Origin of the sequence: Chryseobacterium nepalense, assembly GCF_023195755.1 — a bacterium.
Classification (GTDB): domain Bacteria; phylum Bacteroidota; class Bacteroidia; order Flavobacteriales; family Weeksellaceae; genus Chryseobacterium; species Chryseobacterium nepalense.
The window spans coordinates 3,966,493-3,989,211 of sequence record NZ_CP096203.1; the positions used below are offsets into that span (position 1 = coordinate 3,966,493).

Sequence of the window (22,719 nt, forward strand, 5' to 3'; positions counted from 1 at the left end):
TAGTGTTAATATTTTGTTATTTTTGCTACTAGTTAGAATATACAAAACCTGAAATGCTTCAAGATTTAGAAAACAATTTTTCAGAATTAGAGAAAAAGATTTTGCTATTACAAAAGAATTACAAAAGTCTTACTGAAAAATTCTCGGAATTAAGCATGGAGCATGAAGACCTGAAAAAAAGGTATGATGAAGAAAGGAAAAAAAATCAGGTATTAGCAGAAGAACAAAAAAATATAAAACTTTATTCAGCAATATCAGGAAATCCTGAACACAACAGATTGATGAAAAATCACATCAACAGGTTGGTGAAAGAAATAGATTTCTGTATTGCACAGCTTCAAAACAGTGGATTATAATGGAAGTAAGAAGAATAACCATTAATATTGCAGGAAGAGTATATCCGCTGAACGTACCCGCAGCTGAAGAAGAAACGTTGCGCAAAGTTGGGAAGCAGATTGAAAATATGATTAAAGATTTTGAACAGAATTTCGATGTGAGAGACAAACAGGATGCTTTGGCAATGTGTGCCCTGAAATTAGGAACCAATGCGGAAGTAGTGTCTATGAACTACGAAAAAACAATACAATCTACCAACGAAAGATTAACAAACATTAATCAATCGTTGAATGAAACAGGGAAATAGATTTTTTTTCCCGGAAAGTGCTGCCTACAATAATTCTAACACATTAAAGGTAAACTCAACGCTAAACAATTACCGAACAAATGTCCATTGAATGGCGTGCCGGTTCGTCCGGATTACAGACAGTGGAAATCAGTTCAAATCGTGTTGATTAGGAGTTTACTCTCAATCTCTGGATTATTGTGGGCTTTTTTTATGTAATACAATTAAAACTCAATATACATTATGATAGAAGTTATAGTCGGCGTTGTTTGTTTAGTAATCGGAGCGGCAGTAGGAGTGTTTTTCTCCAAAAGTTCACTCAATACTAAAGCAAAATTTATTATAGATGATGCAAAGAAAAATGCCGAAAACCTTATAGAAAAAGCCAACGTACAGGCCGAGTCCATAAAGAAAGAAAAAAACCTTCAGGCAAAAGAAAAATTCCTGGAGCTGAAATCACAGCATGATGCTGATATTCAGGTAAGAGAAAAGAAAATGCAGGAGGTTGAAAAAAGGATTAAGGATAAGGAACACAAACTGAACGATGAACTTAGCAAGGCCGGAAAACTGGAAAAGGACCTCGATAAACAAATCGCGGATTATGCCAAGAAAAACGAAATTTTAGATAGGAAACAGCAGGAACTTGATCTTGCAACCGCTAAAAAAGTTGAAATTCTTGAAAAAATTTCCAACTATACGGCAGAAGAAGCAAGAGCAGAATTGGTGGAAACTATGAAAGCAGAAGCCAAAACAAGAGCTCAGGCACACGTGCAGAGCATCATGGAAGAAGCTCAGCTTAATGCTAAAAGTGAAGCAAGAAAAATCGTAATCCAAACGATTCAGAGAATCGGAACTGAGCAGGCCATTGAAAATTCCGTATCGGTATTCAATATTGAATCAGATGAAGTAAAAGGTAGAATCATCGGTAGAGAAGGAAGAAATATCCGTGCTTTGGAAGCGGTAACAGGAGTGGAAATTATTGTAGACGATACTCCTGAAGCAATTCTTCTTTCATGTTTCGATCCGGTTAGAAGAGAAATCGCCAGATTATCCCTTCACCGATTGGTAACAGACGGTAGAATTCACCCTGCGAGAATTGAAGAAGTGGTAGAGAAAACCAGAAAACAGATTGAAGAAGAAATCATTGAAGTGGGAAAAAGAACGATCATTGATTTAGGAATCCACGGATTACATCCTGAACTGATCAAAATCGTTGGTAGAATGAAATACCGTTCTTCTTACGGTCAAAACTTACTGCAACACTCAAGAGAAGTGGCAAACATTGCCGCAACCATGGCTGCTGAATTAGGATTAAATGTGAAACTAGCAAAAAGAGCAGGTCTGTTACACGATATCGGTAAAGTTCCTGAACAGGAATCTGAACTTCCTCACGCTTTACTAGGAATGCAGTGGGCTGAAAAATACGGCGAAAATGCAGAAGTGGTAAACGCTATCGGTGCTCACCACGATGAAGTGGAAATGACATCGTTATTGTCCCCGATTATCCAGGTTGCAGATGCGATCTCAGGAGCAAGACCGGGAGCAAGAAGACAGGTGTTGGAATCCTACATTCAGAGATTGAAAGATCTTGAATCTGCAGCGTTAAGTTTTGATGGGGTTTCATCAGCGTATGCAATTCAGGCGGGTAGAGAACTAAGAGTAATGGTAGAAAGCGGCAAAGTGAATGACGAAGTCGCTTCCCAGCTGTCTTATGATATTTCAGAAAAAATCCAAAACGAGCTTACATATCCTGGACAGGTAAAAGTAACCGTAATCAGGGAAACAAGAGCTGTAAATATTGCGAGATAATCGATATTCAAAGATATTTCATAAAAACCTTTCAAGAAATTGAAAGGTTTTTTATTTTTAGCAAAATTAAAACTCCGAGATGCAAGAACTTTCCACTTCTTCGAAACTGAAGTACATTTTTTCGATTCCTGTTATCATTTCCGCTTTGGGATACTTTGTTGATATTTATGATTTGCTTCTGTTCGGCATTGTACGAATTCCCAGTTTAAAAGCTTTAGGCTTAAATCCGGATACGGATGGAACCTTTATTCTCAATGCGCAAATGGTAGGATTACTGATAGGCGGGATATTCTGGGGAGTTTTCGGCGATAAGAAAGGCAGGTTGTCGGTTTTATTCGGATCCATATTGGTTTATTCTTTAGCAAATATTGCCTGTGGTTTTTTACCGTATTTTCCAAAAGAACATTTAGTGTATCAGTATGCAGGATTAAGATTTTTGGCAGGGATAGGTCTTGCCGGAGAACTTGGAGCCGGAATTACCCTTGTTTCCGAAAGCCTGCCGAAAAATCTGAGAGCCATTGGAACTTCTGTTGTTGCCGGTTTCGGACTGATGGGCGCAGTAGTCGCGCAGCTTACGGTAGAGCTGGCTGGTGGCTGGAATATTTCTTACATCATAGGAGGAGTACTCGGTATTTTATTATTATTCCTGAGAATAAGTGTTTCGGAATCCGGGATTTATAAAAATATTGAACACAAATCTGTTTCCAAAGGTAACTTTCTTACATTTTTTACCCATAAAGATCGTCTGATAAGATATTTGAAATGCATTGCAATCGGATTACCGACCTGGTATTGTATCGGGATTCTGGCGGTACTTGCCAATCAGTTTGCTCCTGAACTGGGAATTAAAGACCTGAGTCCAGGTAAAGCTATTATGTGGGCATATATAGGAATTTCCGTAGGTGATCTGGCAAGCGGGTTTATTTCGCATCTTCTGAAATCCCGGAAAATGGCTATTTTTTATATGCTGATTTTTACCATTATAGGTGTTGCCTTCATGCTGTTTGGCAATACGGATACGGAAACAAAATACTATATTTTCTGTGTCTGGCTTGGTTTAGGCACCGGATATTGGGCTATGTTTGTCACACTGGCAGCAGAACAATTCGGAACAAATATCAGGAATACGGCAACTACTACTGTTCCCAATATGGTTCGTGGTTTAGTTCCGGTAATGATCCTCGCTTTTGATTTTTTTAAAAATGATTTTACGGTAATTGTAAGTGCCGCATTAGTAGGTCTTATCGTTTTTACACTTGCTTTCTACTCATCGCTTACGATTTCCGAAACTCACAACAGGGATCTGGAATTTACAGAATAAATTCAGCTGTTTAAGAAATAAATTAGTATAGTTTACCGTTATAAAAATATTAAGTTGAACAAAATAAATTAATTATAAAATTTAATATTAAATTATGCTGTGAATAATTAATATTTGTTTAACTTTGAAACTGTAATTAATCACCAAAACCAAATCACAATGAAAAATTTTTTGAAAAACGCCACAAAATTAAAAAAAGCTGATCTTAAAAACATTACGGGTGGTATTAGCGGAACGCCTGATCTTTCCCTTTGCGGATGCGACTGCGCAGGATCTGTAACAGGCCCTAAATATTGCATCCAATACATAGCATGTCCACAAGTATATACTTGTAAGGATCTTGTATAAAAGAGAATTATTTCATTAGAAATAAACATTTCCACATTTAATACGCAGAAGCCTTTTGGGATTACCAAAAGGTTTTTGTAATTATTGAAAACTGCTATTGCGCATGCAGGTTTTAAAAAATTAATTTTCAGGAGCTGTTCGCGCTTTCCGCACTCGCTATTTTTATAATTTTCGGCGAAGCCGCCGCGCCGAAAATTATAAAAATGAGCTCAGACAATTGCTGCAATCGGGGCTAAGGTTGCAGACAATCAAAGAGATATTTAAATTAAACTATAAATATAAAGTTTCAGGAAGTATCTTTCCGAATTGAATTATGGAATTATAATGCACCCTGAATTTGGAAATTCTGCGATCATTTTACAAATCTTCAAAATTCTTATTGTTAAAATATCTGAACCTGCTGTTTTTAGCTTCCCCGATTTTTTGTTTTGTGTAAATACTGTTATTTCCTGAAAATAAATAAGCTACAATACAGGCAATGGCAACATATATTCCACATTCTGCACCAAAAAGCTCAATTCCCATCAGAGTGCAGGCAAGGGGAGTATTGGTAGCACCTGCAAAGACTGCTACAAACCCCATTCCCGCCAGTAATCCATAGGGAAGCGGAATGAATATAGACAAAGCGCTTCCCAAAGTGGCTCCGATGAAAAATAATGGGGTAACCTCACCTCCTTTAAATCCCGCTGAAAGCGTTACGACTGTAAATAACATTTTCAGCACAAAATCATACAAAGGAAGCTGTTTTCCGAAAGCTTCTTCAATAACGGGAATTCCCAGTCCGATATATCGTGTTGTTCCCATTGCAAAAACCGCTGCGGCAATAATAATTCCTCCAACAAAAGAGCGTAAAGGCGGATATGCAAATTTTGATTTAAAAATAAAATCTCCATAATGCATTAGCCTGCTGAAAGCAGCAGCACAGATCCCGAAAACAATTCCTGCTATCACAGAATAAATAAAAGGCAGAAAATCATTTTTAGGGATTACTCCGATAAGATATTCTGTATGATGAACATGCCACAATCGGGTAACCTGATCTGCCAGAATAGCGGATGCAAAAGCCGGAAAAATACCATTGTATCGAATTTTTCCTATGAGAAAAACTTCAAGCCCGAAAACCGCTCCTGCCAATGGAGTTCCGAACACAGAACCGAATCCGGCAGCAATTGCTGAGATGATAAGCACTTTTCGATCCTGCTCATTCAGCTTTAAAAGTTTTGTAAATTGGTCTGAAATAGCCCCTGCAATTTGTAACGCTGTTCCTTCACGCCCTGCCGAGCCCCCGAAAAAATGGGTGACAATAGTTCCGATATAAACAAACGGGGCCATTTTAAAAGGAATGATTTTTTTCGCCGGTTCATGAATGGTTTCGATGAGAAGGTTGTTTCCCGCTTCCACATCTTTTCCAAAGTAATAATACAGCATTCCAACAGCAAGTCCGGCAAGCGGAAGAAAGGCAATCAGCCAGACATGGCTTTCCCTGAAACGGGTTGCCCACGACAATGATTCCAGAAAGCCTGCGGAAGCGGTTCCTGCAGTGATTCCAATGATTAAGCTAATGAAAAGCCATTTAATGACATATAACAATGCCGGGTATTTACGTGAAAATAAACGAAGTTGAAGTTGTATTACGTGAGTATGGGTTCTTTGTTTTGGAGACATAATTTTCCTGATCAAATTATTGTTAATAATCTTTCTTAATCAGGCGTCATCAGCTTTTTGAAAGCGGTTGGGTAAGGAAGAACACCATTTCCTTTTTGTTGTACAAAGATAAAAATTATTTTAAAAAGAAACGGTTTTTAGCAATAAATTCGTTGCTGATGCAGATACTCTCAAAAATATCTTTATCACTGGAATCCTGCTCCAGGAACCAATATTGAAGACCCGCCTGCTTTCCGGCTTTAAAAATTCGCTCAAAATCGATGGTACCATTTCCGATCTCGGTGAAATCTTTTGTCCCGGCTTTCATATCTTTTACGTGCCATAGCGGAAATCTTCCGGGATATTTCTCGAAATACATCAGCGGATCGATTCCTGCCTTTGAAATCCAGTAAAGATCAAGCTCCATTTTAACCAGTTCCGGTGAAGAATTTTCTAAAATAAAATCATAAACATTTCGGTTGTCATCAAACTTTTCAAATTCAAAATCGTGATTATGGTACGCAAACTGAATTCCGGCTTCTTTTGTAACTTTTCCTGAATTTTCAAGCAGTTCAGGAAGTTTCTTATAGTTTTCCAAATTTCGTTCCTGCGGAAAAAGGTAAGAGCAAACCATATATTCTGAACCAATAAAATGAAGATCTTCCACAGATTTTTCCCAGTTATAGAGTAAAGTTCCCTGTCCTTTATTAAAATTTCCTGTTATATGATGTGAACTGATGACTCTCAATCCTGTATTTTTAAGAATGCGCTGAAATTCCTGAGGGGTTTTTCCGAAAAAAGTACTGTTGTACGCATAGATTTCCAGTCCGGTAAAGCCCATGGCTGCCAGTCTTTCGAGTGTTTTTTCAGGGTTTGCCGACATTGCATCCCGTACGGTGTATAACTGAATTGCCAATGTATTTTGTCTTTTTTTAAATGGAGAAATTCCACAGGAATATAAACCTAGGAATCCCAACGATGAAAGCTTGATAAAATCTTTTCTATGCATTACAGGAAGGGTTTCATTTCATCTTCAATCTGTGTACGCAGCTGCATTAGCCGTATAGCGTACTGTTCTTTCTGTCTGTCTTCTTCGGTTTCGGGAATCCATTTCGGGACCGGAAGTTTTTTTCCGTTCTCATCAACTGCCACAAATACAATGATACAGTGTGTTTTCTTATCGAATTTAGGCTGCTTAAGATTTCTGGAGAACACATTGATGGCGATATGCATGCTTGAAGAACCGGTGTAGATCACCTGCGCTTCCACTTTTACAATTTCCCCGATTTTTATCGGCTCATAAAACCGGATTCCGCCCACATATACAGTAACAGAATAATTCCCGCTCCAGGTGGTGGCACATGCATAGCCGGCCTGGTCAATCCATTTCATCACGCTTCCTCCATGCACATTTCCTCCGTAATTTACGTCTGAAGGTTCAGAAATAAACTGAAAAGTCACAGGTTTGTTCTCCATTCTTTTAAAATTTGAATAAAGGTATTTATAATTTTTAAAATTTTAGATTAAATCTTACTTTTGAAGAATGAAAATGAATATTTTCTGTTAACGATTAGAATATTATTTAAATGAAAAAAGTTTTTCACCTGAATACGTGTGATACCTGCAGAAAGATTTTAGCGCAATTTGATTTATCAGACTGGGAATTGCGCGAGATCAGAAAAGAACCGGTTACGGAAGAGGAATTAGCCGAAATGTATGAGAAAACCCAATCTTATGAAACATTATTCAGTAAAAAGTCTACGCAGATTAAATTGAGAGGCCTGGATGTAAAGTCTTTAACAGAAAAGGATTTTAAAGAATTGTTATTGGATCATTATACGTTTTTGAAGCGTCCGGTTTTTATTACCAATGATAAAATTTTCGTGGGAAATGATAAGAAGAATGTGGAAGCTTTGAGAGAATTTTTAATTTAAAATTATAAACTAGTAAAATGAAAAAGGAGAATTTAAAAGATTGGATTATAATAGCTCTTAGAAATAGTGGTGGAAAGGCGAGATTACTTCAAGTTTGTAAATTTATATGGATTAATTATGAAAAAGAACTATTAAATTCTGGTGATTTATTTTATACGTGGCAATATGATGTTAGATGGGCAGCTACTAAATTAAGGAAAGAAGGAATATTAAAATCTGCAAATGAACAGAAAAACGGCTTTTGGGAATTAATAGATACACAGTCTTAAACTGAATGAAATAAAAAAACCGCAGGTATAATATTTCTGCGGTTATATTCTTGTATATATATTCAACTACACAAAAGGCGCTTTCACCACTTTGGCAGGAATATTTTTATTTCTTACCTGGATGAAGATCTCAGAACCGATTTTAAAGTGAGGCTTATCTACGTAAGCAAGACCTAATCCTACTTTTTTCATTGGAGATTGTGTTCCGGAAGTTACTTTCCCGATCACGTTGCCTTCTGCGTCTACAACAGGGTAATCGTGTCTCGGAACTCCCTTGTCGGTCAATTCGAAACCAACCAGTTTTCTGGTAACGCCTTCTTCTTTTTGCTTGGCAAATGTTTTTTTCGAAAGAAAATCTTTGTCAAATTTGGTGATCCATCCCAATCCTGCTTCAATAGGCGATGTCGTATCATCAATGTCGTTTCCATACAGGCAAAACCCTTTTTCAAGACGCAGCGTATCTCTGGATGCCAGTCCGCAAGGAATGATACCTTCTTCTGCACCTGCTTCAATAATAGCATCCCAAAGCGTTACCGCATCTTCATTTTTAAAATAAATTTCAAAACCGCCACTTCCGGTGTAACCGGTATTGGATATGATGACATCATTTACTCCTGCTACGGAACCTACGGTAAAGTGATAATAAGGAATTTCTGAAAGATTGGTTTCCGTTAATTTCTGAAGAATCCCGGTAGCTTTCGGACCCTGAACTGCCAGTAAGGACATATCGTCTGAAGCGTTCGTCATTTTCGCTCCGAAAGTATTATATTTTGAGATGTGATCCCAGTCTTTATCAATGTTTGAAGCATTAACAACCACGAAATATTTGTCGTCTTCCATTTTGTAAACGATAAGATCGTCCACGATTCCTCCGTTTTCGTTAGGAAGGCATGAATACTGGGCTTTTCCATTTTCCAATGCATCTACATTATTGGTTGTAACGTACTGCAATAGTTCTTTGGAACCCGTTCCTTCAATGAAAAACTGTCCCATGTGAGAAACATCGAACAAACCTGCCTTTTCTCTTACGGCAAAGTGTTCTTCAGTAACTCCGGAATATTGTACAGGCATTTCAAAACCTGCAAAAGGTACGATTTTAGCGCCTAAAGATAAGTGCTTGTCGTACAATGCTGTTTTCTTCATAGTTAATTTTTATTTCTATTTCTTTATTTTAAAACTGTCAAAAGCTTCATTGAAAAGCTTCATAAAATTGCCGTTCCAGTATTTCTGTCCGCAGTTGATGGAAATCAGGTACAGGTCTTTATCTTTCTGGTAGACTTTGGTAAGCCAAACGAGCTTTTCTTTTTCGTCAAGGTATTCGTAAAAATATTCTGTATATCCTTTTTTGCCGCTTTTAGAAATTACTTTCTTTTCGTCATCGGACGATTTGTAAAGGGCAAGGATGAATTTTTTAGTTTCGGATTTCGGCAGATTCAGGGCATGATATTCCGAAATGGTAATGGCTCCTATCTGGCTTGGTGGAAATATATTGACTATCTCGCTGTCATTGGTGACTTTCCAGCCTTGAGGATAAATGATAGAGTAGTTTTCATGATCATATACCTCTGTTGGAATTGATTGTGCCATCAATAAAGTTCCTGTTAAAAGAACAAATGCGAGAAAAATTTTTTTCATGAATTAAAATGGTGTTTATATTCATCAAGGATAATCTTGAACCACTCTGTGAAATTTTCAGGATTTCCGGCTATTTCTTTGTCGAGATCCTCCATTGAAATATATCGTATTTCTTCTACTTCATCTTTATTAAGATGAAATTCTTCTTCAAAAATCCCTGTAAAAACGTGATCAAGTTCATGTTCCCATAGCCCGTTTCCTACATCTGCCTTATAAATAAAGCTGAATTTTTCTGAAAGTTCAGCGTCAATTCCCAACTCCTCTTTCATTCGGCGTCTGGCTCCCTCTAAATATGTTTCTTCAATTCTGGGATGAGAGCAGACCGCGTTGGTCCACTTTAATGGGGAATGATATTTTCCGGAAGCTCTTTTTTGTAAAAGCATTTCACCGTTACTGTTGAACAAAAATACAGAGAAAGCACGGTGCAGAAGGCCGTTGATGTGTGCCTGCTGCTTTTCCATTAAACCGAGAATTTGATCTTCGGGGTTTACTAAAACTACGAATTCTTCCATTTCTACAAATGTAAGCGTAATATATGTATTCTGAAAATTTTTGGTAAAACATCATGATTTTGATATTCAAAGATATCTGTAAATGGACGTTATCAAAAAAAGAAAATTTTTAACTTAAATTATATAAAAGAGTTATTGTAGTTAAAATTATTCGCTAATTGTCAAATTTTAGTTTAAAAATTTTACATTTAATAAGTTTAGCAGGGCTTATTGATGTAAAAAACGTAACTTTGCCATTCAATTTTTTATGATGGAATTAGAGTACAAAGATCACATTAGCCCTATCCTGAAAGACGGCGTAAAAAACTACCTCATTGATATCGATGGAACCATTACAGAGGACGTTCCGAACGAAGAACCAGAAAGAATGGTTACCTGCGAGCCTTTTCCCGATGCATTGGAAACCATCAACAAATGGTATGATGAAGGTCACCAGATATGTTTTTTCACATCGAGAACAGAAAACCTGAAACAGATTACCATTGACTGGCTGGATAAACACGGTTTCAAATACCACAGTGTATTATGCGGAAAGCCAAGAGGGGGAAATTACCACTGGATCGATAATCACCTGGTAAGAGCAACACGGTATAAAGGTAAATTTACTGATCTTGTTGAAAAACAGGTTACCATTGAAGTTTTTAAAGAAGACGGAGAATAAAAATTTAATTCAAAGATTAAACGATTAATTTTTGGGTTAATCGCTAGTCTTTACTTTAATCTACAAAGTTTATGAAAGTTTTAGCAAACGACGGCCTGGATCAATCCGGTATTGATGCACTCACTGAAAAAGGTTTTGAAGTAATCACTGCAAAAGTTCCTCAGGAGTTTTTGATGGATTATATTAATGAGCATAAGATCCGCACATTGCTGGTACGAAGTGCCACACAGGTCAGAAAAGATATTATTGACAATTGTCCGTCCCTCGAAATCATCGGGAGAGGTGGTGTAGGAATGGATAATATTGATGTGGATTATGCCAGAGAAAAAGGTATTCATGTAATCAATACGCCTTCAGCTTCTTCAGAATCGGTGGCAGAACTGGTTTTTGCCCATTTGTTTTCCGGAGCAAGATTTTTGCAGGATTCCAACAGGAAAATGCCTTTGGTAGGTGATTCCGAATTTGCAGCCCTGAAAAAAGCATATGCAGCCGGTATTGAACTGAAAGGAAAAACAATCGGTATTGTAGGAATGGGAAGAATCGGGCAGGAGGTTGCTAAAATTGCACTCGGCCTTGGAATGAGAGTGGTAGCAGCAGATAGCAATGTGGGAAGAGCAAGTATTAAGGTAACTTTCTATAACAACCAGTTCATCAATGTTGATATCGAAACGGAACCGCTACAGGATGTTCTTAAACATTCAGATTTTATAACGCTTCATGTGCCGGCGCAAAAAGACGGATATATGATCGGTAAAAATGAATTTGAAATGATGAAAGACGGAGTTGCCATCGTAAACTGCTCAAGAGGTGGCGTTATCGATGAAACAGCATTGATCGAAGCCTTAAATTCAGGAAAAGTGAAATTCGCAGGACTGGATGTTTTTATCAATGAGCCTACACCTTCCAAAGAAATCCTCAATCATCCGAAAATTTCCATGACACCACACACCGGTGCTTCAACACTGGAAGCTCAGGACAGAATCGGGCTTTCATTGGCAGAGCAGATATCCAGTATTTTACAGATTCAGTAGTACAATATTAATCACAATAATAAAGCACTTCATACGAAGTGCTTTTCTTTATATATTATTTTTAGTTTTAAGTAAATCTCTTATTTCTGTAAGTAATTTCTGGTCTTCCGTAAGTACCGGTGGCGGAGGTGCTGTTTCCGGTTTTTTATTAAGACTGTTTACACCTTTAATAAGAAGAAATAGAACAAAAGCAACTATAAGGAAGCTGATAACCGAAGATAAAAAATTACCATATTTTACCCCTCCCCAGGAAAGTTCTGCAATATTTTTAACATTAGCCTTTTCCAAAGCCGGATTCAGAAGAAGTGGTGTAATGATGTCATCAACAAATGACTTTACAATGGCACTGAACGCAGCACCAATGATGACACCGACTGCAAGATCAAGCACGTTCCCTTTGAACGCAAATTCTTTAAATTCTTTAACAAATCCCATATTTATATTTTTAATTATTGTCTAAAATCAGGTTAATTTACAAAAAAATATGTAATTGTTTCATTTTAATTCCTTCTTTAGCGAATAATTTGCGTAGATAAGGACTGTTTTCTAATATTTTATTATAAATTTTATATGTACCGGTTTTTTTAAAATTACTTTTTTGTAAATTGCTGATAGCACATTATTAAATATCAATCAATGAAAATTTTTACAGCAGAGCAGATTCGCGACTGTGATCAATACACTATAAAAAATGAGCCGGTTTCTTCTGTACAGCTTATGGAAAGAGCTGCAGAATCATGCGTGGAATGGATCTCTGAAAACTGTAATCATCACCGTAATTTTGTTGTTTTCTGTGGAAGCGGAAATAATGGGGGCGACGGTTTTGCTATTGCCAGAATGCTTTACCAGAAAGGATTCGATATAGATGTATTTACTCATACAAAAGCTAAGTTTTCTTCCGATGCTCAGGAAAATTTCAGGCACATCAAAGAAATTTCAGGAATAACAGTCAGGGAGTTTAAAGAAGTATTCAATTATCGTTTTGACAGCAGAACAGTGATTATTGATGCGCTCTTCGGCACCGGACTTTCAAGAAGTCTGGACGGTGATATGAAAAACCTGGTAGAGTTTTTAAATCAGAAAAAAAACATAAAAATTTCCATTGATCTGCCTTCTGGTCTTCTGGCTGATGCTGTTTCAGATTCTGATTCGGTTGTTTTTATGGCAGACTATACGTTAAGTTTCCAGTTCTGGAAAAAATCTTTTCTCCATGCCGAAACCGGAAAGTTTGCAGGAAGAGTTCAGGTGTTGGATATTCATTTAAGTCAGGATTATATTGATGAAACTGAAACGGAAGATTTTGTAATTGATGATGAGATCATTAAAACTATTTTTAAAATAAGAAGTGAATTTTCGCATAAAGGAACTTATGGAAAGGTAAATATTATCGCCGGAAGCTATGGGAAAATGGGAGCGGCAGTACTTTCTACCAGGTCTGCTCTGAAGACAGGTGCAGGTCTCACTTTTACACTGGCTCCAAAATGCGGATACGAAATTTTGCAGACTTCTGATCCGGAGGCCATGTTTATCGAAGGCGGAAAAGATTGTATTGAAAGTTTCGATGTTGATGAAACAGCTGTTTGCGGAATAGGTCCCGGAATCGGAACCCATGAAAAAACAGCGACAAGTCTTCTTAAGTTTTTAAAAAGCTATTCAAAACCGTTGATTCTTGATGCAGATGCTTTAAATATTATAGCTCAGGATCCTGCCAGTTTAAATTTAATTCCTAAGAAATCGATTATCACTCCCCATCCCAAAGAATTTGAAAGGCTTTTCGGAAAAACGAAAAATTCTTTTGAAAGAACGGAGCTGGCTAAAAGTAAAAGCCGGGAGCTGCAGATTTATATTGTTTTAAAAGATCATCATACCCAGATTGTTACCCCGGAAGGCAAGGTTTTCTATAATATCACAGGCAATTCCGGGCTGGCCAAAGGCGGGAGCGGCGATATTCTTACGGGAATTATCACTTCATTCCTGGCACAGCAGTATACAGAGCAGGAAGCAGCAGTGTTGGGCGTATGGTTCCATGGAAAAGCAGCTGAATTTGCTTCAGAGAAACATTCCAAAGAATCCATGCTTCCATCTGATGTAATTAATGAGTTTGGGAATGTATTTTCTGAATTGAATGGTAAAGTGGAGAAGCTTTTATGAGAAGCTTTTAAAGATAATAGACGAGAGAATACGTCAGATTCCAGTCTTGAACTTTGTTTGACTACACCGAAATAACATTCACCGAGTAAAAGAATATAATCTTCGATTCTAAGACAAAAGATAATTGAATAATCTTAATCAAAAAATGATAACCAAATAAAAAGCAAGCCTTCACGACTTGCTTTTACTTGTTTGTAATAAAATATCTTAAGAATTATTCAGGTTTTTCATTTTCCGCCTGTGTGATTCTGAACTTTTTAGATATAATCATGATTACGACGCCGGCAATCATAAAAGGAATTGATAATACCTGTCCGGTATTCAGTCCTCCGAACTGAATGAATTCATCACCCTGTGGCTCTTTCAGGAATTCTACAAAGAATCTTATTGCCCAAAGAATGATGAAAAATAATCCGAACAACCATCCCTGCTGATATTTCTTATTGGTTTTTCTGTATAAAATCCACAACAGGACAAACAGACAGATATATCCGAATGCTTCAAAAAGCTGTGATGGATAACGTGGCACCGTCACGCCGTACTCGCTGCTTTGTTGCGGGAAAAGTAAAGCGAAGGGTGAGTTGGGGTCCACCGGCTTTCCGATAATTTCGGAGTTAAAGAAATTTCCAAGTCTTACGAACGCACCCCCCAGTGCTACAACAATTCCAAGTCTGTCGTACACCCATAAAGGATTTTTCTTAATAATTTTGAATGAATAATAAAGGGTGGTAAAAATCAGTGCGATGGTTGCCCCATGACTTGCCAATCCTGAAAACCCGGTAAATTTAAGGCCATTTTTAGTACTGATCGGTAAAAATACGCTCCAGAAATCTTCTTTGAATAATTCCGGCTGGTAAAAGATGACGTGTCCCAAACGTGCCCCCAGAATTGTTCCTACCAAAGTCCAGGTAAATAATGGCTCCAGGTATTTCTGGTTGACATTGTCGATTTTAAAGATCCTGTTCATTAAAACATACCCGAAACCGAATGCGAAAATGAACATTAAGCTGTAAAAATGCAGGGTTATTGGTCCCAGTACAATTCCTTTTGTAGGATCCCAGATCTTAAAAGAAGTCTCCAGGTTTATCTGATCTGATGAAGCAATCGGTTTACTTGATTTTACCGCGTACTTGAAAGCTGCGATATTATCTTTCGTGGCCGGTGTTTCTATAAGCTTGAAATTTTTATCCAAAAACTGGTAGTGAGCTGTTTTAAGCTTATCCAGAGTAAGAGCACTGATGTTGAAATAGGCAGGTTCAAAATTAGCTTCGTTCAGAATAATCAGTACGTTTCCTTCTACTTTTCTGTCCGGGAACACGTTAAGGTCTCCAAGTTCCGTAGTACTGTAGATCTTTACAGGAATATTTGCATTGTTGATTTTTAAAGTTCCTTCCGACATTCCGTCCGGATAATTCTGCGCAAATAAACACTGGGTAATAAACGCAAAAATAACGAGGTACATTCTGAAAAAAATATTGCTCATTTCTATTCTTTTATAGTTTGTTATATTCTAAATTTTATTGTGTCGGGGCGGAACGGGATCATAGCCGCTTCCTCCCCAAGGATGACATCTTGAAATTCTTTTGATGCCCAGCCAGAATCCTTTCAAAGGCCCATGCACCTGTAACGCTTTTACCATATAATGCGAACAGGTAGGTTCATACCTGCAGTTTTTAGGCAGCAGCGGAGAAATAAACCATTGGTAGAATCTGATGAGAATTACCAAAGGAAAGGTGATGATTTTGTTGGCTGTACGTTTCAAAACATTGCAAAAATAGGGTAAAAAATCGGAAGTTGGCGGAAATATACCGGAAGTTTCGGCAGGAAAGGAGGGTGTTTATCGGAGATATTTTGGTGTTGGTCGATTTGTGAAATTGCTGTAACCTAAATTATTGCGATCCGTGTTATTTTCTAAAAGAAAATTATGTATTTTTGATAAAATGCTTCTTCCCAAAACCTTATCGGCAATAAAGAAGAACATAAAAAGTTAAGAACAGGTAGAATTCTGGAAAACCCAGGCTGAAAGCCGCAAGTAATTTCCTGTTTTCCCGAAAAGCTGTTGCACCCCTGTAATGACTTTTCGGGAACACCCGAAAGTTTGTCGCACCCTCGCAACAGCTTTTCGGGAAACCCCGAAAGCTTCCTGCAGCCTGCAGGAGATTTTCGGAAATATCCGGAAGGTAATCTTATTGATGAAGGGGGCTAACCGGAACAGATAAATAAAAAATCGTATCGTACGGTTTAAATAATAAAAATAATACACAAATGAATTTTATTGATTTACCTAAACTCCGCGATGCAGAATACCTGCAATACGTAAAAGACTTCTCAGGAATTATCGCCCTGAACAATCCTTCAACCTTACAGATCGATGCCAAACTTTCAACCTTTAACACCAGGATTGATGAGCTTGAAAACCTGTACAAAGAAACCTTGGACAACGGGAAAACGCAGGACCTTTTGCAGTTGGATGAAAGAAGAGATAATGCCGTCAAAGGAATTTATTATTTTCTTCTGGGGCATTCTTATCATTTCGAAGCAGATAAAAAACAGAAGGCACAATTGCTTCTCGATAATATGGCTCTGTATGGAAGCGGTATTGTGCGTTTAAATTATCGGACAGAAACCGCAACGATTAATAATCTCATCAGAGATTGGGAAAATAAGCCCGAACTTACAAATGCGGTTGCTACCTTTAATCTTTCTGCATGGATCAATGAGATGAAAACAGCCAATGACCTGTTTAATACTGCCTATCTTTCCCGCGCCCAGGAATATGGATATGCAAGTACAGAAGCTATTAAGTCTAAAAGAGAAGAGGTGGATGCCGCCTATTATGCATTGCGTGACAGCATTGATACGATTCATCTTCTGGTGGAAATGCCGCTATCACCATACGAAACAGTCATCAATCAGCAACTGAATACGCTTACGGATCAGTATAATATACTGCTGGTGAATAAAAAAAATGTTTGCCTGTAGAGGAAAAATTAAAAGCTACCTTGAGAATAAGAAATCAATTAGCCCCAAAAACCCGTCAATACATTGGCGGGTTTCTTTTATGCTGTGACAGGAATAAGATTTGTATTACTTTATTAACTTTGCATTACATATTAATACCAGTTCACAATATTTAACTTTAACAAATACTTTTACCTACCTTGAATCAAAATATTCCATTAGCAGAAAAACTAAGACCGAAGACACTGGAAGATGTTCTCGGGCAGGAACACCTTACAGGTGAGAAGGGAACCATAAGGAAAATGCTGCAGAATAATACACTGAATTCTTTAATTTTCTGGGGGCCGCCGGGAACAGGAAAAACAACCTTGGCAGAAATTGTTTCAGAACAGTCGGGAAGGAAATTCTATAAGCTTTCTGCAGTTTCTTCGGGGGTTAAAGATGTCCGTGATGTCATTGAAGATGCTAAAAAACAGAATCTTTTTTCGGGAAAATCTCCGATTTTATTTATTGACGAAATTCACAGATTCAACAAATCACAGCAGGATTCGCTGTTGCATGCTGTAGAGAAAGGATGGATCGTCCTGATTGGGGCAACCACGGAAAATCCCAGTTTTGAAGTGGTTTCCGCATTGCTCTCAAGAAGTCAGGTTTATATTCTGAAAGCACTGAGCTATGAAAAACTTGAGGAATTAATAGATATCGCTCTTGATAAATTTAATACTGATGAAAAGTCTGATTTTAAGGTTGTTGAAAAAGAAGCATTCATACAATATTCCGGCGGTGATGCAAGGAAACTGATCAATTCTGTGGAGCTGGTGCTCAATCAATATATCAATTCTTCCAAAAAAGAGATCGGTAATGAAGATGTTCTGGAAGTACTGCAGGAAACGATGGCACTGTATGATAAAAACGGCGAACAGCATTATGATATCATTTCAGCATTCATCAAATCAATGCGCGGAAGCGATCCAAATGGAGCGGTGTATTGGCTGGCAAGGATGATTGCGGGAGGAGAAGATATTAAGTTCATAGCCCGGAGAATGCTGATACTGGCTGCTGAAGATATCGGATTGGCAAATCCTAATGCCTTGATTATGGCCAACAACTGTTTCCAGGCGGTAAATGTGATCGGGAATCCGGAGGCAAGGATTATCTTGAGTGAAACGGCAGTTTACCTGGCGGTCTCTCCAAAGAGCAATTCGACCTATATGGCTATCAATGAGGCGCTGGCTCTGGTTAAAAAAACCGGAAATCTTCCTGTTCCCCTTCACCTGAGAAATGCTCCTACCAAACTGATGAAAGATCTGGATTATGGGAAGGAATATAAATATGCACATTCATATGACGGTAATTTTGTTGATCAGGATTTCCTTCCGGAAGAGATCCGGGATGTAACATTGTATCAGCCGGGCAACAATGCAACGGAAAAGAAAATCTATGAAGAACTTAAAAAGAAATGGAACAATAGATATTAATGTTGTGCTGTAATGAATAAATAAAAAAAGGATACTTACACAAGTATCCTTTTTTATATAATGTTTAAAAAAATTATTTCTTAATAGCAGTTGTGATGGAAACGGCTTTTGCCCCATGGTTGTCTATAACTTCCATTTTATTCAGGATATCACCGAAAACTTTTGTATCACTGTTTTTAAATTCATAGCCGTCAATGAATACAGGTGTATCTTTGGCAAGGCCATAATGCACGTTAAGTTCGGAAAGCGGAATCCTGTCGATTGCTCCTTCGTCGCTTTTTAATTTATAAACTACCAAACCGTTTTCAGCGATGAAGCTGTATTTTTTAAGGTTTTGCGGAAGTTCTGCTGCAGATTTGTAAGTCTGTGTATTCTGAATAGCGGTTTTATGATTGGCAGTAAACATATCTACTGTTCCGACAATATCATCAGCCACTGCAAATTTTGTAGAAGCATTCTTCTGTGCAAATAAAGTGACAGAAGACAATAATAAAAAGGAGTAGAGCAATTTTTTCATAATGTTTTTGGAATAAGTATCTGTTAAAAACTTGATAAATATAGTTATTTTTTAGAAAGCGTAAAGAAAATTTTATAATAATTTAATCAAATCATTAAAAATAAACCATTTTCAGGTTGTTTTGTCCGGTTCTTCCTTTTTCTCAACCATCGTTACTACTATATTTTTCAGTCGCTGGAATAAAAAAGAGCTGAGCAGTAAAATAAAACCGAGTATGATAAATGCAATGATCCTTGAAACATTATCCATTTTCCAGACATCATACAGATAGAGCTTGACAATCGTGACGCCCAATAAAGCGAAGCCGGCCTTAGCATATTCTCTGGCATCGGTTTTCAACCCCTTATAAATAAAAATACTTGCCAGTATAGCCCATATAATCGGAAGGTAAAGTAGAGTAAAGTATTCCTGAAGTTTTTTCATACCGACGATATTTTCCGAGAAGGTTAAAAGATAAATGTGATGTGTTTCCATGCTTACAGCGGTTACAACAGCAGTTACTAAAAGCCAATAGGAAAGCTTTATTGTGAAAAAAGATGAATGGGGAATGATTTTTATTATGGTAAAGATCAAAGGAATCAGATACAGCCCATACATGAAATAATGGTTTAGGTCAACATTTTTCATAATAATATGGGTAATAATTCCGGAGCCGGCGATGATGGTGTTCAGAATAATCAGGGAGAAAAAAATATACAAAAGTCCGTATTCAAGTATTTTTGCGATCCCAAGTTTTTTTCTGAAAAGCAGAATAATAAAAATAAAATACAAACTGAAAAGCATTCCGATGGTAAAAATAATGATCATCGGTTCGTCCGAAATATGATAAATGATTTCTGATAAAATGGCAATATAAATAACCGCATAGCTTACCGCCGAAAACAGGTTTTCAAAAAAGCTGCTGTCTTTTTGTTTCTGGTGTATTTTTCTGAGCAGGCTAAGGTTGATAAAAATGGTGATAACAGTTACCAAACTCGTTAGAAACACAGGGTTGAAAATGATTTTAAGATTCCGGGAATTTATATATTCTACCCAGGTCATTATTTGCGCAATAATCACAAGAGGGAAGAGGATATAAAAAAAATTCCTGAAAATACTAATACGGGTTTTCCTCCAGATGAAAAGGAGAAGGGTACTTTCAATAGCCCAGACCGTGGTAATTAAATGAGTACTGAATTGAAGTGCGAAAGCTGCCGTAATAAGACTCACTGCAATCCCCGAAAATATGGAATGCGCGCTGCCGAATTTTTTTTCCGAATGTTCTCTGTACAACAGAATTCCATTGATTATAGCAAATGCAACGGGGAAAATAATAACGGGATCATATTGTAATTGTTTGAAAATAAATACCGTCCCAATAATTCCTGTAAAGTTCACCAGAATAAGCATCAGAATATCAGTGGGCAACAATTTCTTTTCCGTGAAATATTTCTGTAATGCAAATGCGTAGAAAATAATATAACTTATTACATAAAAATATACTGTGTTGATTTCAGTCTTTGTCAGCGTCCAGTAAAAAAGGTAGATACAGGTGAAAATAAATGAAATCCAGCCAATGCTCTTCCATTTTTTAAGGAATGCAATCGCAAGCATTCCGGTATTAATGACGGTTATATAGATAAAAAGAAAAGGATAATTGCTTTGTCCGGTGCTGATCATCAACGGAGCAAGAAATCCTCCGAACAGCGAAAAAATAATAAGAATTTCACTTTTGTAATAATAAGAAAGAAATATGGAAACCAGTGTTACAAAACATGTCATTGAAAATGCTGCTTGCTGCGAAAACAGATGGTACTCCCGAAATGCAATGGTTGTTGTAAAATACAGTACGGCAATACCGCCACCAGTGATAATGGAAGCAAAAACTGTATAATTTTTTCTTAGAAAATGCCCGGCAGTAATTATTCCCGCACCTGCAGCAAAACCTATTGCTGCTCTTGAAACTTCACCGAGCCAGTTATTGTCAATCGCATATTTCACGAAATACCCGATTCCGAGAACCAATGTGAAAATCCCGGCTATTGCAATGGCATTCTGCTTTAAAAAATCAAATACGGGACTGATTTTTACGTTGGGCACTTCGGTATTCTTATTATCGTGAGATCTTTCCTTTTCTTCAATAATCTCTTCTGATAATGGAAACAATTGTCTCTCCGGAAGATCTTTTATTTCCTCTTTGCGGTTTCCGGTTTGTTCTTCCCTGATTTTCGAAATTTCGTTCTCGAGATTCCTGATCCTTTTATTCAGACTTCTGAAAAGAATGATGATGATAATTAATAAAATGATGATCAGGATATACATCTGCTTCGGATTTGGTAACATCAAATATAATTAAATGTTTTACAAGTATGCTGACTGCAATTTGTATTTCTATGACAAAAGATTTACATTAAAAAATCTTTCGGATATAAATTAACTTTTAACTTTCTAATCCAAACTCTTTGTAATTTCCCAGGAAGTACGTTTCTGCATCCAGCGTTTTTAATTCTTCCAAAGCATTATGATGAAGTGCAGATTCCCATTTTCCAACCACGTTAATGAAAAAGAAATAATTTCCCAGTCCTGTTTTAAGCGTTCTCGATTCTATTTTGCTGAGATTCATTTTTCGCCATGCAAATACGGATAATACCTGATGAAGGCCTCCTGCATGATCTTCCGGAAGGGTTACCAGCAATCCTGATTTTTCACCTAAAACTTTCAGGCTTTCGTTGTCATAGCTCCCCGGATCTTTGGAAATGATAATAAATCTTGTATGATTCTGCTCAAAGTCATGGATATTGTGATGAATAATCTTCAGTCCGTACAGATTGGCTGCAAACTGATTGGCAACGGCTGCTAAATTCCTGTCTGCATTTTCTGAAACATATCTTGCAGCAGCAGCAGTTGAAGAGAAGTCCTGTTTCTGAACTTCCTTAAAATGCATATCCAAAAAGTGGAAACTCTGCGCCAAAGCCTGCGGATGGGAATAAATCTTCTCAACAGGCCCCGAATCTGAGTCAGGATGTACCATCAGATGATGGGCAATCGGCATCACTGCTTCAGCCAGTATTTTTATTCCGGCTGTTTTATATAAATAATCCAGTGTCATGGAAACCGTACCTTCGATAGAATTTTCTAGGGGAACAACGGCTGTATTCACTTCGCCTTTTTCTACCGCTTTAAAGCAGTCGAGAATATTGGGTTGAGGAATAAGCTCTTCTCCCGGGAAAAGCTGAATCGCTGCAAGCTGTGTAAAACTGGCCTCCGGGCCCAAAAATGCAATCTTCATTATTCTTTATTTATTCTTTCCAGTTTTCTTTAATCAGTGCCATGAGGTAATTCGGGCATTTCACTACTTTATTGGTTTTAGCATCAAGAAAAAACAGTGTGGTAGAAGCCTCTGTAATTTTAATATTTTCCTCGTTAAAAATTTCATACTCGAATTCAATTCTCACACCGGGAATTTTTTTAACATAAGTATGAATTTCCAGTTTTTCATCGTAAAAAGCAGGCCGCAAATACTTAATTTTATACTCCGAAACAGGCAGCCAAATTCCTTGATTCTCAATCTCATTATAAGACATTCCTATACTGCGGAAAAGTTCTACGCGGCCAATTTCGAGGTACTCTGCATAATTACCATAATAAACGTATTTCATGGGATCTGTTTCTCCGTAACGTACTCGTAATGAGTGTTTTGTATGTATCATTGTTCCTGCTTAAATATACATACAAATATATTTTTAAATAATCAATAACTACAATATTTTTTTTTGAAATAAAAAATATGGACCTTTGTCTTCCTTCCAAAAACAATACTAACTAAGAACTAATCGGGGCATAAATT

At 37.2% G+C, this 22,719-nt stretch carries 25 protein-coding genes and 1 riboswitch; of the genes, 12 read left to right on the top strand and 13 right to left on the bottom strand.

Features of this window, described 5'->3' with window-relative positions:
• The first annotated feature begins 53 nt into the window (after positions 1-53).
• From M0D58_RS17970 to M0D58_RS17990, 5 genes are all read left to right on the top strand, one after another.
• Positions 54-356, top strand: a complete 303-nt coding sequence (locus tag M0D58_RS17970) for a hypothetical protein (RefSeq protein WP_248392389.1) — start codon at positions 54-56, stop codon at positions 354-356.
• Entirely contained in the window at positions 356-643 is a 288-nt protein-coding gene (locus M0D58_RS17975) for a cell division protein ZapA (protein WP_248392391.1), read from the top strand. Before M0D58_RS17970 ends, M0D58_RS17975 begins: the two co-directional genes overlap by 1 nt.
• A 222-nt stretch (positions 644-865) precedes the next feature.
• On the top strand, positions 866-2,431 hold the full coding sequence (gene rny, locus M0D58_RS17980) for a ribonuclease Y (protein WP_248392393.1): 1,566 nt from the start codon (positions 866-868) through the stop codon (positions 2,429-2,431).
• 79 nt (positions 2,432-2,510) lie between these two features.
• Positions 2,511-3,752, top strand: coding sequence for an MFS transporter (locus tag M0D58_RS17985; protein ID WP_248392403.1), 1,242 nt, complete (start codon positions 2,511-2,513; stop codon positions 3,750-3,752).
• 159 nt (positions 3,753-3,911) lie between these two features.
• Positions 3,912-4,100, top strand: a complete 189-nt coding sequence (locus M0D58_RS17990; RefSeq protein ID WP_248392405.1) for a hypothetical protein — start codon at positions 3,912-3,914, stop codon at positions 4,098-4,100.
• 357 nt (positions 4,101-4,457) lie between these two features.
• Here the strand turns inward: M0D58_RS17990 and M0D58_RS17995 are convergent, their stop codons facing one another.
• The 3 genes from M0D58_RS17995 to M0D58_RS18005 all read right to left on the bottom strand — a co-directional run bounded on the left by M0D58_RS17995 (position 4,458) and on the right by M0D58_RS18005 (position 7,220).
• The gene (locus M0D58_RS17995; protein WP_248392408.1) at positions 4,458-5,765 is read right to left on the bottom strand and encodes a voltage-gated chloride channel family protein; all 1,308 of its coding nucleotides are present in this window, start codon (positions 5,763-5,765) and stop codon (positions 4,458-4,460) included.
• A gap of 33 nt (positions 5,766-5,798) precedes the next feature.
• Positions 5,799-5,866: riboswitch (Fluoride riboswitch) on the bottom strand.
• A gap of 14 nt (positions 5,867-5,880) precedes the next feature.
• Positions 5,881-6,753 (bottom strand): sugar phosphate isomerase/epimerase family protein, encoded by an 873-nt coding sequence (locus tag M0D58_RS18000; RefSeq protein ID WP_248392409.1) that lies wholly within the window; start codon positions 6,751-6,753, stop codon positions 5,881-5,883.
• Positions 6,753-7,220: an acyl-CoA thioesterase gene (locus M0D58_RS18005; RefSeq protein WP_169229910.1), complete on the bottom strand. Its 468-nt coding sequence runs from the start codon at positions 7,218-7,220 to the stop codon at positions 6,753-6,755. The genes M0D58_RS18000 and M0D58_RS18005 overlap by 1 nt, the downstream gene beginning before the upstream one ends.
• A gap of 110 nt (positions 7,221-7,330) precedes the next feature.
• On the opposite strand from M0D58_RS18005, the gene M0D58_RS18010 reads away from it, so the two are divergent.
• Both M0D58_RS18010 and M0D58_RS18015 read left to right on the top strand, forming a co-directional pair.
• Positions 7,331-7,678: an arsenate reductase family protein gene (locus tag M0D58_RS18010; RefSeq protein ID WP_248392411.1), complete on the top strand. Its 348-nt coding sequence runs from the start codon at positions 7,331-7,333 to the stop codon at positions 7,676-7,678.
• Between the two features lie 17 nt (positions 7,679-7,695).
• The gene (locus M0D58_RS18015) at positions 7,696-7,947 is read left to right on the top strand and encodes a hypothetical protein (RefSeq protein WP_248392412.1); all 252 of its coding nucleotides are present in this window, start codon (positions 7,696-7,698) and stop codon (positions 7,945-7,947) included.
• A 66-nt stretch (positions 7,948-8,013) separates the two neighbouring features.
• On the opposite strand, the gene gcvT is transcribed toward M0D58_RS18015, so the two are convergent.
• From gcvT to idi, 3 genes are read right to left on the bottom strand one after another with little or no spacing between them, the layout of a single operon-like run.
• Positions 8,014-9,090 (bottom strand): glycine cleavage system aminomethyltransferase GcvT, encoded by a 1,077-nt coding sequence (gene gcvT, locus M0D58_RS18020; protein WP_248392413.1) that lies wholly within the window; start codon positions 9,088-9,090, stop codon positions 8,014-8,016.
• A 15-nt stretch (positions 9,091-9,105) separates the two neighbouring features.
• Entirely contained in the window at positions 9,106-9,582 is a 477-nt protein-coding gene (locus M0D58_RS18025) for a hypothetical protein (RefSeq protein WP_248392414.1), read from the bottom strand.
• Positions 9,579-10,094: an isopentenyl-diphosphate Delta-isomerase gene (gene idi / locus M0D58_RS18030; protein ID WP_248392415.1), complete on the bottom strand. Its 516-nt coding sequence runs from the start codon at positions 10,092-10,094 to the stop codon at positions 9,579-9,581. The genes M0D58_RS18025 and idi overlap by 4 nt, the downstream gene beginning before the upstream one ends.
• Positions 10,095-10,344: 250 nt before the next feature.
• Between idi and M0D58_RS18035 the strand changes: the two genes are divergently transcribed.
• Positions 10,345-10,755 (top strand): LNS2 domain-containing protein, encoded by a 411-nt coding sequence (locus tag M0D58_RS18035; RefSeq protein ID WP_029294086.1) that lies wholly within the window; start codon positions 10,345-10,347, stop codon positions 10,753-10,755.
• A gap of 71 nt (positions 10,756-10,826) precedes the next feature.
• Positions 10,827-11,786, top strand: a complete 960-nt coding sequence (locus M0D58_RS18040; RefSeq protein ID WP_248392416.1) for a D-2-hydroxyacid dehydrogenase — start codon at positions 10,827-10,829, stop codon at positions 11,784-11,786.
• A gap of 48 nt (positions 11,787-11,834) precedes the next feature.
• Here the strand turns inward: M0D58_RS18040 and mscL are convergent, their stop codons facing one another.
• Positions 11,835-12,221 carry a large conductance mechanosensitive channel protein MscL gene (gene mscL, locus M0D58_RS18045; protein WP_248392417.1) on the bottom strand — a complete coding sequence of 129 codons (387 nt, stop codon included), beginning with the start codon at positions 12,219-12,221 and terminating at the stop codon, positions 11,835-11,837.
• A gap of 201 nt (positions 12,222-12,422) precedes the next feature.
• Between mscL and M0D58_RS18050 the strand changes: the two genes are divergently transcribed.
• Complete coding sequence (locus M0D58_RS18050) at positions 12,423-13,937, top strand: NAD(P)H-hydrate dehydratase (protein WP_248392418.1); 1,515 nt, start codon at positions 12,423-12,425, stop codon at positions 13,935-13,937.
• 214 nt (positions 13,938-14,151) lie between these two features.
• Here M0D58_RS18050 and lgt read toward each other — a convergent pair whose 3' ends face one another.
• Together lgt and yidD are read right to left on the bottom strand one after the other, a co-directional pair.
• A complete protein-coding gene (lgt, locus tag M0D58_RS18055) occupies positions 14,152-15,018 on the bottom strand; it encodes a prolipoprotein diacylglyceryl transferase (protein ID WP_412059353.1) in 867 nt (288 codons plus the stop codon).
• A 429-nt stretch (positions 15,019-15,447) separates the two neighbouring features.
• A complete protein-coding gene (gene yidD / locus M0D58_RS18060; RefSeq protein ID WP_248392420.1) occupies positions 15,448-15,699 on the bottom strand; it encodes a membrane protein insertion efficiency factor YidD in 252 nt (83 codons plus the stop codon).
• A 503-nt stretch (positions 15,700-16,202) separates the two neighbouring features.
• On the opposite strand from yidD, the gene M0D58_RS18065 reads away from it, so the two are divergent.
• Positions 16,203-16,919 carry a DUF6261 family protein gene (locus M0D58_RS18065; protein ID WP_248392422.1) on the top strand — a complete coding sequence of 239 codons (717 nt, stop codon included), beginning with the start codon at positions 16,203-16,205 and terminating at the stop codon, positions 16,917-16,919.
• A 179-nt stretch (positions 16,920-17,098) separates the two neighbouring features.
• Positions 17,099-18,376, top strand: coding sequence for a replication-associated recombination protein A (locus M0D58_RS18070; protein ID WP_248392423.1), 1,278 nt, complete (start codon positions 17,099-17,101; stop codon positions 18,374-18,376).
• A gap of 73 nt (positions 18,377-18,449) precedes the next feature.
• Here the strand turns inward: M0D58_RS18070 and M0D58_RS18075 are convergent, their stop codons facing one another.
• The 4 genes from M0D58_RS18075 to M0D58_RS18090 form a co-directional block, all read right to left on the bottom strand.
• Entirely contained in the window at positions 18,450-18,893 is a 444-nt protein-coding gene (locus M0D58_RS18075; RefSeq protein ID WP_248392424.1) for a hypothetical protein, read from the bottom strand.
• A 111-nt stretch (positions 18,894-19,004) separates the two neighbouring features.
• Positions 19,005-21,215, bottom strand: coding sequence for a DUF2339 domain-containing protein (locus M0D58_RS18080; protein WP_248392426.1), 2,211 nt, complete (start codon positions 21,213-21,215; stop codon positions 19,005-19,007).
• A gap of 97 nt (positions 21,216-21,312) precedes the next feature.
• Positions 21,313-22,161: a prephenate dehydratase gene (gene pheA, locus M0D58_RS18085; RefSeq protein WP_248392428.1), complete on the bottom strand. Its 849-nt coding sequence runs from the start codon at positions 22,159-22,161 to the stop codon at positions 21,313-21,315.
• Positions 22,162-22,171: 10 nt separating this feature from the next.
• Positions 22,172-22,582, bottom strand: a complete 411-nt coding sequence (locus tag M0D58_RS18090; protein WP_248392429.1) for an acyl-CoA thioesterase — start codon at positions 22,580-22,582, stop codon at positions 22,172-22,174.
• Between the last annotated feature and the right edge of the window lie 137 nt (positions 22,583-22,719).